The organism is Streptomyces sp. bgisy100 (assembly GCF_057709105.1).
Genome location: NZ_JBYITE010000023.1, coordinates 87,619 through 101,479, shown reverse-complemented (window position 1 = coordinate 101,479; position 13,861 = coordinate 87,619). Strand labels below are relative to the sequence as shown.

Annotated in this window: 11 protein-coding genes; 2 read left to right on the top strand and 9 right to left on the bottom strand. The window is 71.4% G+C overall.

Features of this window, described 5'->3' with window-relative positions; translation table 11 throughout:
* Positions 1-77 precede the first annotated feature (77 nt).
* Positions 78-1,364 carry a LolA family protein gene (locus AC3EQ1_RS17570; protein ID WP_432095243.1) on the bottom strand — a complete coding sequence of 429 codons (1,287 nt, stop codon included), beginning with the start codon at positions 1,362-1,364 and terminating at the stop codon, positions 78-80.
* A gap of 551 nt (positions 1,365-1,915) precedes the next feature.
* Complete coding sequence (locus tag AC3EQ1_RS17565) at positions 1,916-2,926, bottom strand: polyprenyl synthetase family protein (RefSeq protein WP_432095242.1); 1,011 nt, start codon at positions 2,924-2,926, stop codon at positions 1,916-1,918.
* Between the two features lie 636 nt (positions 2,927-3,562).
* Here AC3EQ1_RS17565 and fahA point away from each other — a divergent pair.
* Together fahA and AC3EQ1_RS17555 are read left to right on the top strand one after the other, a co-directional pair.
* Positions 3,563-4,774 carry a fumarylacetoacetase gene (gene fahA / locus AC3EQ1_RS17560; RefSeq protein WP_432095241.1) on the top strand — a complete coding sequence of 404 codons (1,212 nt, stop codon included), beginning with the start codon at positions 3,563-3,565 and terminating at the stop codon, positions 4,772-4,774.
* 351 nt (positions 4,775-5,125) lie between these two features.
* Complete coding sequence (locus tag AC3EQ1_RS17555) at positions 5,126-5,758, top strand: Uma2 family endonuclease (RefSeq protein ID WP_388849553.1); 633 nt, start codon at positions 5,126-5,128, stop codon at positions 5,756-5,758.
* Between the two features lie 53 nt (positions 5,759-5,811).
* Here the strand turns inward: AC3EQ1_RS17555 and AC3EQ1_RS17550 are convergent, their stop codons facing one another.
* The 7 genes from AC3EQ1_RS17550 to nuoI form a co-directional block, all read right to left on the bottom strand.
* Complete coding sequence (locus tag AC3EQ1_RS17550; protein WP_432095240.1) at positions 5,812-6,630, bottom strand: glycerophosphodiester phosphodiesterase; 819 nt, start codon at positions 6,628-6,630, stop codon at positions 5,812-5,814.
* A gap of 323 nt (positions 6,631-6,953) precedes the next feature.
* Complete coding sequence (gene nuoN, locus AC3EQ1_RS17545) at positions 6,954-8,564, bottom strand: NADH-quinone oxidoreductase subunit NuoN (protein WP_432095239.1); 1,611 nt, start codon at positions 8,562-8,564, stop codon at positions 6,954-6,956.
* 56 nt (positions 8,565-8,620) lie between these two features.
* The gene (locus AC3EQ1_RS17540; RefSeq protein WP_432095238.1) at positions 8,621-10,216 is read right to left on the bottom strand and encodes an NADH-quinone oxidoreductase subunit M; all 1,596 of its coding nucleotides are present in this window, start codon (positions 10,214-10,216) and stop codon (positions 8,621-8,623) included.
* A gap of 1 nt (position 10,217) precedes the next feature.
* Positions 10,218-12,113, bottom strand: coding sequence for an NADH-quinone oxidoreductase subunit L (gene nuoL, locus AC3EQ1_RS17535; protein WP_432095237.1), 1,896 nt, complete (start codon positions 12,111-12,113; stop codon positions 10,218-10,220).
* Between the two features lie 12 nt (positions 12,114-12,125).
* Positions 12,126-12,425 carry an NADH-quinone oxidoreductase subunit NuoK gene (nuoK, locus tag AC3EQ1_RS17530; RefSeq protein WP_351507750.1) on the bottom strand — a complete coding sequence of 100 codons (300 nt, stop codon included), beginning with the start codon at positions 12,423-12,425 and terminating at the stop codon, positions 12,126-12,128.
* Positions 12,422-13,249: an NADH-quinone oxidoreductase subunit J gene (locus tag AC3EQ1_RS17525; protein ID WP_388849541.1), complete on the bottom strand. Its 828-nt coding sequence runs from the start codon at positions 13,247-13,249 to the stop codon at positions 12,422-12,424. Before AC3EQ1_RS17525 ends, nuoK begins: the two co-directional genes overlap by 4 nt.
* The gene (gene nuoI, locus AC3EQ1_RS17520) at positions 13,246-13,860 is read right to left on the bottom strand and encodes an NADH-quinone oxidoreductase subunit NuoI (protein ID WP_432095236.1); all 615 of its coding nucleotides are present in this window, start codon (positions 13,858-13,860) and stop codon (positions 13,246-13,248) included. Before nuoI ends, AC3EQ1_RS17525 begins: the two co-directional genes overlap by 4 nt.
* Position 13,861 lies beyond the last annotated feature (1 nt).

The following is a 13,861-nucleotide window of genomic DNA, read 5'->3' as shown; positions in this document are numbered from 1 at the left end:
CACCACGGCGTCCACGCGGTTGCAGCAGCAGCCCTGTCCGCTCGGCTGCGCCTGCTCGGCCGCGTTCGCGGCCTTGCTCAGTGGGCCGCGTTCGCGGCCTTGATCAGTGCGGCCTTGTCGACGGCGCCGACGTAGACCCCGCCGTCCTCCGTCATCAGGGCGTTGACCAGGCGGGTGCTGAACACCGTGCCCTTGCCGAACTTCCCGCTGACCTTGTCGCCGAAGCTGTCCAGAGGCGAACCGGACGCCTCGGAGCGTGCCTTGTCGTCGCCGGAACCGCCCTTGTGGGAGCCGGAGCGCGGGGCCTGGAGCTCGGCGATGGACGCCCAGCCCTCGTTGATGATCTTCGGCTCGCCTCCGTCACCGGAACCGGCCGAGGGGTCGAAGGGGAGGCCCAGGTCCGGAGCGGACATCCCGTCCTTCTCGGCCTTCTTGTCCAGGTCCCCCTCCTCAGTGACCTTGGCGCCCCGCGGCGGCGTGAAGTTGAACGTGCCCGCGTCGGGCTTGCCGAAGTCGACCGAGGTGAAGCCCGCGTCGAGGACCGGCTTGCCGCCGCTCTTCGGGGACAGCGTGAACTTCAGCGGCACGCCGTTCTCCGCGTCCACCGCGATCCGGATCGAATCGACCGTGGACTGCGCCTGCTTGGGCTGGATCACCAGCTGGTAGGCATCCCGCCCGGCGACGTTGGCCGTGCCGTCGACCGTGACCCGGGTCGTCTTGTCCACGGCCTTGAGCGCCTGCTTCGCGAGGGCCTGCGGGGTGGCCCGGTCCGGCAGCTCCCGGCGGTCGGAGTCCCCGGCGTCGGCCTTGGGCCCCTTGGCGTGGAACACCGCCTTGTCGGCCGAGGCGTACGCCCAGATCTCCTGGCCGTTGTGGACCATGGTGTACTCGTCGCCGCCGTCGATGACCGAGAGCCGGTGCTTCTCCGGCCCGTCCGCGGCGATCTTGAGGGTGTGCGACCCCGTGGCCAGCTCCATCAGCTTGGCCTGCGGGTCGAGGGCGGCGCCGTCCTCGCCACCGCCGCCCTTGCCCCCGGCAGCATTCTTCATCGCGTCACCGACGAGGCCGCCGCCCGAGCCGCTGAGCATCGAGGGCAGCCCGAGGTCGGTGTCGATCTTCACGGTGCCGGAGACCTGCTGGACGTCGGAGGCGGCCATCTTCGCGATCAGCTTCTCGGCCGACACCTTCGGAAGGTCCGGGGCACCCACGCCGGCGAAGGCCGGGACGAGCCCGATCGTGAGGGCCGCCACCCCCGCCACCCCGATGACCGGGACCACGTAACGTCCGGCCCTGCGGCCCGTTGCGGTGTCGTCCTCTTCCGCTTCCCATGCGTCGCTGACCTGTGCCGGTCGCTTCCTGAGCATCTGCTCTACCTCCGTCGTCGGCGGCGGTTGGTCGATGGCACCCGTGGGGCTCGTCTCGCGGACAGTGACACTGTGCCCGCCGCTGTTGTGCTACTAATCCCATCAAACGGACCGGGGGGAATGCGTCACCCGACGGGATCAACTCGGTGTACGCCTACAGGATGAGACGCCCCGTCCGCTCGGCGGAGCACATACCGCTGGGGGCGCGGAGCATCCACTAGGGGTTCCGCGCGTGCGTGGCCCGGGTGCCCGGCAACCGGGCCGCGGTGCTTACACCGCGTGCGCCGTCCCCGCATCCGGCCGCGCCTTCACACTGCGGCCGCAGCCGTGCCCGTACCCCGCACCCGCCGCCGGTACTCGCGTCTCGGGCTGTGGGGTCTTCCGTACGGTGCGGTTCGTCCGACGGTACGGCCCGTCCGACGGTGCGGCTCGTCCGACGGTGCGGTGCGCCGGGCCGAACGGTCTCCGGACGGTGCAGCTCGCCGGACGGTGCGGCTCGCCGGGCTGCGCCCCCTGCCGGGCCGTCCGTGGGCAGCTCACCCGGTGCCGGGTCAGCCCGCCCGGTGGACCACCGCGTCGCACAGCGCTTCGAGGGCGGCCTTCGCGGGGCCTTCCGGCAGCGGCGCCAGAGTCGCGCGCGCCTCCTCCGCGTAGCGGATGGTGTCCCGGCGGGCCTGCTCCAGCGCCGGGTGGAGGCGCAGCCGACGCAGGGCCTCGGTGTGCCGGGCGTCGTCGGTGAGGTCCCCGTCGAGCAGTTCGCACAGCTCGCGGTCGCGCGGATCGCCGCTCGCCGCGGCCCGGGCCCGCAGGTGGAGCACCGGCAGCGTGGGGATGCCCTCGCGCAGGTCGGTGCCGGGCGTCTTGCCGGACTCGTGGCTGTCGCTGGCGATGTCGAGGACGTCGTCCGACAGCTGGAACGCGGTGCCGAGCCGCTCGCCGTACTGGGTGAGGGTGTCCACGACGGCCTCGTCCGCGCCCGCCATCATCGCGCCGAACCGGCAGGAGACGGCGACGAGCGAGCCCGTCTTGCCGGCGAGCACGTCGAGGTAGTGCTCGACCGGGTCCTGGCCGTCGCGCGGCCCGGCGGTCTCCAGGATCTGCCCGGTGACCAGCCGCTCGAACGCCTGCGCCTGGATCCGGACGGCCTCCGGGCCGAGGTCGGCCAGGATGTGCGAGGCGCGGGCGAAGAGGAAGTCCCCGGTGAGCACCGCGACCGAGTTGTCCCAGTTCGCGTTGGCGCTGGGCACCCCGCGCCGCACATCGGCCTCGTCCATGACGTCGTCGTGGTAGAGCGTCGCGAGGTGCGTGAGCTCCACGACCACGGCGGAGGGCACCACACCCGGGGCGTTCGGGTCGCCGAGGTGCGAGGCCAGCGCCACCAGCAGCGGGCGGAACCGCTTCCCGCCGGCCCGGACGAGGTGCTGCGCCGCCTCGGTGATGAACGGGACGTCGCTCTTGGTGGCCTCGGTCAGGCCCTCCTCGACGGCCGCCAACGCGGCCCGGACGTCGGCTTCCAGAGCCTGGTCCCGCAAGATCAGCCCGAACGGCCCGACGACGGTCACGAGGGGTTCTCCTGTCTGCGGACGACTACGCGGAATGTCGATGTGTCGCTGTCACCAGTGGCAGCGTATCCGGTCGCCTGGCGATCACAGCGGGCGCCTGCCCCGACCGGTGCCCCTCACCCGCGCGAGCGGCACCAGGGGGGCGGTACCCCATACGACCTTGATCATCTCTGCGTTCATCTCCCGCGGAAACCGGGGGCGGGCGTCACCGGCGTCCGGGCGGCCCGGCGCACGGGATTCCGGAGAGGCGGAGCACCCGGCCGGCGACAGGCAGCAACCCTGCGGAAGCCCCCGAACGAAAGCCGTCGGACCGGCCCGCGACCGCCTCCGGGCCGACGGCGGCGGGCCGAGCCCTCCGGACCGACGCGCCCCCGGCCCACGGCGTCCGCCGCCCCAAGGGCCCGTCGCCCGCCGGAGACACCTCCGGAGACAGCCACGGAAACGCCCGCCGGGGGCCACCCGCGAGACGTCCGGGCACCGCCTCTCGCCGGCCCTTCTGGGCAACCTGCCCTGACACAGGGGCCTTTCCGGGCAATTGCGAGGACTTTAGTATTCAATGCCCACCGGTCCACGGCCCGCGATCAGGCCGTAGCCTGTGGATCGACCCACGGCGGACAGGAAGGCGAGGCAGCGACGATGCCCCAGCAGAGCCCGCTCGATCTTGCACAAGACGACCCCTTCGGCCTGCACAACCTCCCCTACGGCGTCTTCAGCACCGCCGACGAGCCGGACCGCCGCCGTATCGGCGTCCGCTACGGGAACCACGTGCTGGACGTCCACACCGCGGGCACCGCTCTCGGCTCCCCGCACTCCGACGTGCTGGCGCACCCCACGCTGAACGCCCTGATGGCCGCGGGCCGCCCCACCTGGCAGGCCGTCCGGGCCGGGATCAGGACCTGGCTCGGCTACCCGGCCATCGAACCGTTCCTGCACCCGCTCTCCGACGTCACCCTGCACCTCCCCTTCGAGGTCGCCGACTACGTCGACTTCTACGCGAGTGAGCACCACGCCACGAACGTCGGCCGGATGTTCCGGCCCGACAGCGAACCGCTCACCCCCAACTGGAAGCACCTGCCGATCGGCTACCACGGCCGGGCCGGCACCGTCGTCGTCTCCGGCACCCCGGTCAGGCGCCCCCACGGGCAGCGCAAGTCCCCGGCCGACACCGTGCCCGTCTTCGGCCCCAGCCGGCGGCTCGACATCGAGGCCGAGGTCGGCTTCGTCGTCGGCACCCCGACGGCGCTCGGCGAAACGGTCCCGCAGTCCGCCTTCCGCGACCACGTGTTCGGCGTCTGCCTGCTCAACGACTGGTCGGCGCGGGACATCCAGGCGTGGGAGTACGTACCGCTGGGCCCCTTCCTCGGGAAGTCCTTCGCCACCTCGGTGTCCGCCTGGGTCACCCCGCTGGACGCCCTGGACGAGGCCCGCACCGCCCCTCCGCCGCGCGACCACGAGCTGCTCCCCTACCTGGACGACGGCGCGCTGGAGCCCGGCGGGCTGGATCTGCGGATCACCGTGGCGATCAACGGGCACCCGGTGTCCGAGCCGCCGTTCTCCACCATGTACTGGACGGCGGCGCAGCAGCTGGCCCATATGACGGTGAACGGCGCGTCGCTGCGCACCGGCGACCTGTACGCCTCCGGCACCGTCAGCGGGCCCGCCGTCGAGCAGCGCGGCTGCCTGCTGGAGCTCACCTGGGGCGGCCGCGACCCGCTGGACCTGCCGGACGGCAAGCGCACCTTCCTGGAGGACGGCGACGAGGTCACCCTGACCGCCTGGGCACCGGGCCCGGACGGCGTGCGGGTCGGGCTGGGCGAGGTGACGGGGCGGGTCGCTCCGGCGGTGTGACGGAGCGGGACGCTCCGGGTGTGACGGGCGGGGCGTTCGGGGGGTGTGCCCGGCGGGGCTCTCGGCGTTGACCGGCCCCGGCGCCCGGGCAGTGCGACCGCCCCCAGCCGCACACCCGCGGGTGTGCGGCTGGGGGCGCTCCCGGGATGCCCCTGACGGACCGCCCTGGCCACGGCGGTCACCGACACGGACGCGGATGTGCGGGCCTTCGCCTCCCGGGGAGGGTGCGGGGGCGCCCGAGCATCGGCGCGGGTCAACGGCGCGCGACTCGTTCACACGTGCGTGGGGGCCTGACCCGTTCTCCGCCGATACGCTGAACGAACCGGCGAGACTCCAGCCATGGGAGCACTGATGAGTGTCGAACCCGAGCGCGAGCCCGAGCCCCGGCCCGAGGCCTCGGGGCCGACATGGCCGATCCCTCCCGAGGGCGGCTGGACCGCGGACGACCTGGACCGGCTTCCGAACCTGCCTCCGCACACGGAGCTGATCGACGGGAGCCTCGTCTTCGTGAGTCCGCAGAGCAAGTTCCACATGCGGGTCCTGCGTCTGCTGGAATCCGGCCTGGTCGCGGCAGCACCACCGGAATGGGAGGTCGTCCGGGAGATGACCGTCCGGCTGGGCGAGAAGGACCGCCCCGAGCCCGACGTCATGGTGGTCCGCGCGGAAGCCGATGACGGACTCGGGCAGACCACCTACGTCCCCGGTGACGTCCTGCTCGCCGTCGAGGTGGTCTCCCCCGACTCCACGGCCCGCGACCGCAAGGCGAAACCGATCAAATACGCGCAGGCCGGCATCCGCCACTACTGGCGGGTGGAGAACGACGAGGGCCGGGCCGTCGCCTACGTCTTCGAGCTGGAGCCCGCGACCGGCGTCTACGTACCCACCGGGATCTTCCACGACCGGCTCAAGGTCTCCGTCCCCTTCACCATCGATCTCGACCTCACCGAGATCACCCCGCGCCGCAACACCAACGCCAACACATAGACCGAAAGAGGACCGACGGACAGACGGCCCCTCCCGTCGGGCGGAGCGCCCCCTCACCGGTCCCCGATCTGCTCCAGCACCTGCCGCGGCCGGTTGGTGATCAGGGCCTCCACGCCGAGCCGGAGACAGAGCTCCACGTCCTCCGGCTCGTCCACCGTCCACACATGCACCCGGTGCCCGGCCGCCCGCAGCCGGGACACCAGCTCCGGCCGGGACCGGACCAGGTCGATGCCCGGCCCGGCGATCCGTACCCCGCGCGGCAGCGCGGCGGCCCGCCCCGGCAGCGGCCACCGGCGCTCGGTGAGCAGCACCCGCGGCAGGTCGGGCGCCAGGACCGCCATCCGGCGCAGCGCGAGCCGGGAGAAGCTCATCAGCCGCACCCGGGGCGGCTCACCGGGGACGCGCCGGTCGAGCCCGAACAGCCGTAGCTGCCGGACGAGTTCCTGCTCGACGCGGCCCGCCCAGCGGGTGGGGTGCTTGGTCTCCACGGCCAGCGCCACGGGGCGCGGCGCGGAGGTGGCCAGGGCCAGCAGTTCGTCGAAGGCCAGCGCCCGGGCCGGCTCGGCGCCCTCGCCCCGCCAGGACCCGAAGTCGAGCCGGTCCAGCTCCGCCAGGGTCATCGCGGAGACGGCGCCCCGGCCGTCGGAGGTGCGGTCGACCCGCCGGTCGTGGACGCACACCAGTCTCCCGTCGGCGGTCAGCCGCACATCGCACTCCAGTGCGTCGGCTCCGTCGGCGATCGCCTGCTCGTAGGCGGCGAGGGTGTGTTCCGGGCGGTCGTGGGAGGCGCCGCGGTGGGCGACGACCTCGGCGGCCCGGTCAGGGGGCACGGCCGGGGTGCGGCGCAGGCGCTTGGGCTGTGGGAGGTTCACGGAAGCAGGCTGCCATCCGACGGTGAACGCCCACCCAACGCCCCGTAGTGCGCGGAACGTCCCTGAATGACACGTGATGGCACGATCGGACCGGCCTGGCGCCCCGCGCCACGTCTGCCGGACCGGCCTGGCGCCCCGCGCCACGTCTGCCGAATCGGCCCGCCGCCCCACCGCGTGCCGGAGCGGACCAGCCGCCCGGTACGCGGCTGCGCCTCGGGGCACCACCCCAGCACACGGCGGTCGCCCGCGGCACCACCCCGATACACGACGGCGCCCCGGGGCTTCGAACCCCGGGGCACCGCCGTCGACGGGAGCCGCCCGTGTCACCGCACGAAGACCCCCGCCTGGCTCGCCAGGTCCAGGAAGTACTGCGGGGCGACTCCCAGCGCCACCGTGACCGCGACGCCCACCCCGATGGCGGTCGTCGTCAGCGGGCTGGGCACCGCGACCGTCGGCCCTTCCGGCTTCGGCTCACTGAAGAACATCAGCACGATCACCCGGATGTAGAAGAACGCGGCGATGGCCGAGGAGATCACACCGACGATCACCAGCGTGCCCGCGCCGCCCTCCGCCGCCGCCTTGAACACCGCGAACTTGCCGGAGAACCCGGAGGTCAGCGGGATCCCGGCGAAAGCCAGCAGGAACACCGCGAAGACCGCCGCCACCAGCGGCGAACGGCGGCCCAGCCCGGCCCACTTGGACAGGTGGGTGGCCTCCCCGCCCGCGTCCCGCACCAGCGTCACCACGGCGAACGCGCCGACCGTCACGAACGAGTACGCCACCAGGTAGAAGAGCACCGAGGAGATCCCGCTCGGGGTGGCGGCGATGACGCCCGCCAGGATGAAGCCGGCGTGCGCGATCGACGAGTAGGCGAGCAGCCGCTTCACATCGGTCTGGGTGACCGCGACGATCGCGCCGATCAGCATGGTGATGATCGCGACGCCCCACATCACCGGCCGCCAGTCCCAGCGCAGCCCCGGCAGCACCACGTAGAGCAGCCGCAGCAGGGCACCGAACGCCGCGACCTTGGTGGCCGCCGCCATGAAGCCGGTGACCGGGGTGGGGGCGCCCTGGTAGACGTCCGGGGTCCACATGTGGAACGGCACGGCGCCGACCTTGAACAGCAGCCCCATCAGCACCATCGCCCCGCCGATGAGCAGCAGGACGTCGTTGCCCATGGTGGTCGCGAGGACCGGGTCGATCCGCCGGACGGTGCCGTCGACGACATCGGCGATCCCGGCGTAGGTGACCGTGCCCGCGTAGCCGTAGAGCAGGGCGATGCCGAACAGCAGGAAGGCGGAGGAGAAGGCGCCGAGCAGGAAGTACTTGACAGCGGCCTCCTGCGAGAGCAGCCGCTTCCGGCGGGCCAGCGCGCAGAGCACGTACAGCGGGAGGGAGAAGACCTCCAGCGCGATGAAGAGGGTCAGCAGGTCGTTGGCGGCGGGGAAGACGAGCATGCCGCCGACCGCGAAGAGGAGGATCGGGAAGACCTCGGTGGTGGTGAACCCGGCCTTGACGGCGGCCCGTTCGGCCGGTCCGCCCGGTACGGATCCGGCCTGGGCGACGAAGGAGTCGACCTTGTTGCCGTGCGCGGCCGGGTCGAGCCGCCGCTCCGCGAAGGTGAAGACCGCGACCAGGGAGACCAGCAGAATCGTGCCCTGGAGGAACAGCGCCGGACCGTCGACGGCGACGGCGCCCATCGCCGAGATCCGGGACTTGCCCGTCGCGTAGCCGCCGGCGGCCAGGCCGACGACGGCGGCGAAGGCCGCGGCGAGCGCGACCACCGACAGCAGCAGCTGCGCGTAGTAGCGGCTGCGGCGCGGCAGGAACGCCTCCACGAGGATCCCCACGATGGCGGCACCGAGCACGATCAGCGTCGGGGAGAGCTGCCCGTACTCCATGCGCGGCGCCGGGATGCGGTCCGGCGCGGCCATCGGAGTCGGGGCTTCCGCCAAGGTTGTCCACAGGCTGTGGACAGTCACCGCACTGTTCACTTCGCGGCCTCCAGCTCGGGCTCGGGGTCCTTCTGGTCCACGTCGGACAGCGTGTGCTGCACGGCCGGGTTGACGATCTCGGTCAGCGGCTGCGGATAGACGCCGAGGAACAGCAGCAGCGCGACCAGCGGAGCCACCACCACCAGCTCCCGCACCCGGAGGTCCGGCATGGTGCGCACCTCCTCCTTCACCGGCCCGGTCATGGTGCGCTGGTAGAGCACCAGGACGTAGAGGGCGGCCAGCACGATGCCGGCGGTGGCGACGATGCCGAGGACGGGATAGCGGCTGAAGGTGCCGACCAGCACCAGGAACTCACTGACGAAGGGCGCCAGGCCCGGCAGCGAGAGGGTGGCCAGACCGCCGATGAGGAAGGTGCCCGCGAGGACCGGGGCGACCTTCTGCACCCCGCCGTAGTCGGCGATCAGCCGCGAGCCGCGGCGGGAGATCAGGAAGCCGGCGACCAGCATCAGCGCCGCCGTCGAGATCCCGTGGTTGACCATGTAGAGGGTGGCGCCGCCCTGCCCCTGGCTGGTCATCGCGAAGATGCCCAGGATGATGAAGCCGAAGTGGGAGATCGAGGCGTAAGCGATCAGCCGCTTGATGTCCCGCTGCCCGACCGCGAGCAGCGCGCCGTAGATGATGCTGATCACGGCGAGGACGAGGATCGCCGGGGTGGCCCACGTGGACGCCTCCGGGAAGAGCTGGAGGCAGAACCGGAGCATCGCGAAGGTGCCGACCTTGTCGACGACCGCGGTGATCAGCACCGCGACGGGGGCCGTGGACTCCCCCATCGCGTTGGGCAGCCAGGTGTGCAGCGGCCACAGCGGCGCCTTGACGGCGAAGGCGAAGAAGAAGCCCAGGAACAGGGCCCGTTCGGTGTTGGCCGCCATGTCGAGCGAGCCGTCCGCCCGGGCCTTGACGATCTCCTGGAGGGAGAACGTCCCGGTGCCGAGGTCATCGGCGGTCACCGCGTAGAGCCCGATCACCGCGGCCAGCATGATCAGACCGCCGGCCAGGTTGTAGAGCAGGAACTTCACCGCGGCGTACGACCGCTGGGTCGCCGCCGCCTCGTCGCCGTGCTCGTGGGCCCGGTCCCCGAAGCCGCCGATGAGGAAGTACATCGGGATCAGCATCGCTTCGAAGAAGATGTAGAAGAGGAAGACGTCGGTGGCCTCGAAGGAGAGGATCACCATCGCCTCGACCATCAGGATCAGCGCGAAGAAGCCCTGGGTGGGCCGCCAGCGGCGGTTGGGGTTCCGCTCCTCCAGCGGGTCGGCGTCGTGCCAGCCCGCCAGAATGACGAACGGGATCAGCAGGGCGGTCAGCGCCACGAGGACGACGGCGATGCCGTCCACCCCGAGCTCGTACCGGACCCCGAAGTCCGCGATCCAGGCGTGCGATTCGGTGAGCTGGTACCGGCCGCCGCCCGGTTCGAAGCGGACCAGCACCACGGCCGCCAGCACCAGCGTGGCCAGCGAGAAGGCCAGGGCCAGCCACTTGGCGGCGGTGCGCCGGGCGGCGGGCACCGCGGCGGTGAGGAGGGCACCGGCGGCCGGGGTCACCGCGGTGACCGTCAGCAGGGGAAAGGACATGTCAGACCGCCCTCATCAGCAGGGTGGCGGCGATCAGGATCGCCGCACCGCCGAACATCGAGACCGCGTAGGAGCGGGCGAAGCCGTTCTGCAATTTGCGCATCCGGCCGGAGAGCCCGCCGACCGAGGCCGCGGTGCCGTTCACCACGCCGTCGACCACCGAGTGGTCCAGGTAGACCAGGCCACGGGTCAGGTACTCACCGGGCTTGACCAGGGCGACATGGTTGAAGTCGTCCTGGAGCAGGTCCCGCCGGGCGGCCCGGGTGACCAGGCTGCCGCGCGGCGCGGTCACCGGGACCGGGCGCCTGCCGTACTGCGCCCAGGCGACCGCGACCCCGATCACCAGCACCACCACGGTGGCGAGGGTGACGGTCAGCGCGCTGACCGGCGAGTGGCCGTGGCTGTACCCGGTGACCGGCTCAAGCCACTTCAGGAACGACTCGTCGAGGCTGAACAGCCCGCCGGCGAAGACCGATCCGAAGGCCAGCACGATCATGGGGATGGTCATCGTGCGCGGCGACTCGTGCGGATGCGGCTCGTTGCCGTCCGCGTCCGGCTGCCACCGCTTCTCGCCGAAGAAGGTCAGCAGCATCACCCGGGTCATGTAGTACGCGGTGATGGCCGCGCCCAGCAGGGCCGTGCCGCCGAGGATCCAGCCCTCCGTGCCGCCCTTGGCGAACGCCGCCTCGATGATCTTGTCCTTGGAGAAGAACCCGGACAGCCCCGGGAAGCCGATGATCGCCAGATAGCCGAGCCCGAAGGTGACGAAGGTGATCGGCATGTACGTGCGCAGGGCCCCGTACTTCCGCATGTCCACCTCGTCGTTCATCCCGTGCATCACGGAACCGGCGCCGAGGAAGAGGCCCGCCTTGAAGAAGCCGTGGGTGACCAGGTGCATGATCGCGAAGACGTAGCCGATCGGGCCGAGGCCGGCGGCCAGGATCATGTAGCCGATCTGCGACATCGTCGAACCCGCCAGGGCCTTCTTGATGTCGTCCTTCGCGCAACCGACGATCGCACCGAAGAGCAGCGTGACCGCGCCGACCGTCACCACCACCAGCTGGGCGTCGGGCGAGGCGTTGAAGATCGTCGACGAGCGGGTGATGAGGTACACGCCCGCGGTCACCATCGTCGCCGCGTGGATCAGGGCCGAGACCGGGGTCGGGCCCTCCATCGCGTCCCCGAGCCAGGACTGCAGCGGCACCTGGGCGGACTTGCCGCAGGCGGCGAGCAGCAGCATCAGGGCGATCCCGGTGACCGTGCCACTGGACGCCTCCCCGGCCTCCTCCAGCACCGGCCCGAAGGCGAAGGTCCCGAAGGTGGTGAACATCAGCATGATGGCGATCGACAGCCCCACGTCACCGACCCGGTTGACGATGAACGCCTTCTTCGCCGCGGTCGCCGCGCTCGGCTTGTGCTGCCAGAAGCCGATGAGCAGGTACGAGGCGAGGCCGACGCCCTCCCAGCCGACGTACAGCAGCAGGTAGTTGTCGGCGAGGACGAGCAGCAGCATCGCCGCGAGGAACAGGTTGAGATAGCCGAAGAAGCGGCGGCGCCGCTCGTCGTGCTCCATGTAGCCGACCGAGTAGAGGTGGATCAGCGACCCCACCCCGGTGATCAGCAGCACGAACGTCATCGACAACTGGTCCAGCTGGAAGGCCACATCGGCCTGGAACCCCTCCACCGGGATCCAGCTGAACAGGTACTGGTGGACGGTGCGCTCCTCGCCCTGCCGTCCCAGCATGTCGGCGAAGAGGACCACGCCGAGCACAAAGGAGACGGCCGCCAGACCGGTGCCGATCCAGTGGCCGCTGCGGTCCAGCCGCCGTCCGCCGCACAAGAGGACGGCCGCGCCGAGCAGCGGGGCCGCGACGAGCAATCCGATGAGGTTCTCCACTGTTGCGACCCCTTACAGCTTCATCAGGCTGGCGTCGTCGACCGAGGCCGAGTGGCGGGAGCGGAAGATCGTCACGATGATCGCCAGACCGACGACGACCTCGGCCGCGGCCACCACCATCGTGAAGAACGCGATGATCTGGCCGTCGAGGTTGCCGTGCATCCGGGAGAAGGTGACGAAGGCCAGGTTGCAGGCGTTCAGCATCAGCTCGACGCACATGAACACCACGATGGCGTTCCGCCGGATCAGCACCCCCGCGGCGCCGATGCTGAACAGCAGCGCCGCGAGGTAGAGGTAGTTGACCGGATTCACTTGCTCGCCTCCTCGTTGCGCTCCAGCCGCCCGAGCCGCTCCTCGGCGCGCTGCTCCAGAGCGGCCAGGTCGGCGAGCGCCTCACCGGAGACGTCGCGGATCTGGCCGCGGGCGCGCAGCGTGTGGCTGACGGTGAGCTCGGACGGCGTGCCGTCCGGCAGCAGACCGGGGATGTCCACGGCGTTGTGCCGGGCGTACACCCCGGGGGCGGGCAGCGGCGGCACCTGCGTGCCGGTGCGCACCCGGGCCTCGGCCTGCTCGCGCTGGCTCGCGGCGCGCTCGGTGCGCTCCCGGTGGGTGAGCACCATCGCGCCGACGGCCGCGGTGATCAGCAGGGCACCGGTGATCTCGAAGGCGAACACGTACTTGGTGAAGATCAGCGCGGCGAGTCCCTGGACGTTGCCGCCGGAGTTGGCCTGCCCGAGGCCGTTGAAGCTCCGCAGGGAGGCGTTGCCGATGCCGGCGATCAGCAGGATGCCGAACCCGAGGCCGCAGCCCGCCGCCAGCCAGCGCTGGCCCTTGAGGGTCTCCTTGAGCGAGTCGGCGGCGGTGACGCCGACCAGCATGACGACGAAGAGGAACAGCATCATGACCGCGCCGGTGTAGACGACGATCTGCACCACGCCGAGGAAGTAGGCCCCGTTGGCGAGGTAGAAGACCGCCAGCACGATCATGGTGCCGGCCAGGCTGAGGGCGCTGTGCACCGCCTTCTTCATCAGGACGGTGCTCAGGGCCCCGATGACGGCGACCGTGCCCAGCACCCAGAACTGGACCGCCTCACCGGTGGAGGCCGCGCCGGTCACCGCGGCTGCGAGGGCGCTCATGCGTCGACCACCTTCCCCGACGCGGGCTCGTCGGGCCCGAAGTCCGCCGCCGCCTCCTGCGGCTTGTCGCCGTGGGTGATCGGCTGCTGCTCGGTGCCGGGCGCTGCCTCGGTGACCAGCCCGCGGTAGTAGTCCTTCTCGGTCATCCCGGGGAAGATCGCGTGCGGGGAGTCGACCATGCCCTCCTCCAGCCCGGCGAGCAGCTCCTCCTTGGTGTAGATGAGCGATTCGCGGGACCGGTCGGCGAGTTCGTACTCGTTGGTCATGGTGAGCGCCCGGGTCGGGCACGCCTCCACGCACAGTCCGCACAGGATGCAGCGCAGATAGTTGATCTGGTAGACGCGGCCGTAGCGCTCGCCCGGGGAGTAGCGCTCCTCCTCGGTGTTGTCCGCGCCCTCCACGTAGATCGCGTCGGCGGGGCAGGCCCAGGCGCAGAGCTCGCAGCCCACGCACTTCTCCAGCCCGTCCGGGTGCCGGTTGAGCTGGTGCCGCCCGTGGAAACGGGGCGCGGTGGGCTTCTTCTCCTCCGGGTACTGCTCGGTCAGCCGCTTCTTGAACATGGCCTTGAAGGTCACGCCGAAGCCGGCCACGGGATTCTGGAAGTCAGGCACG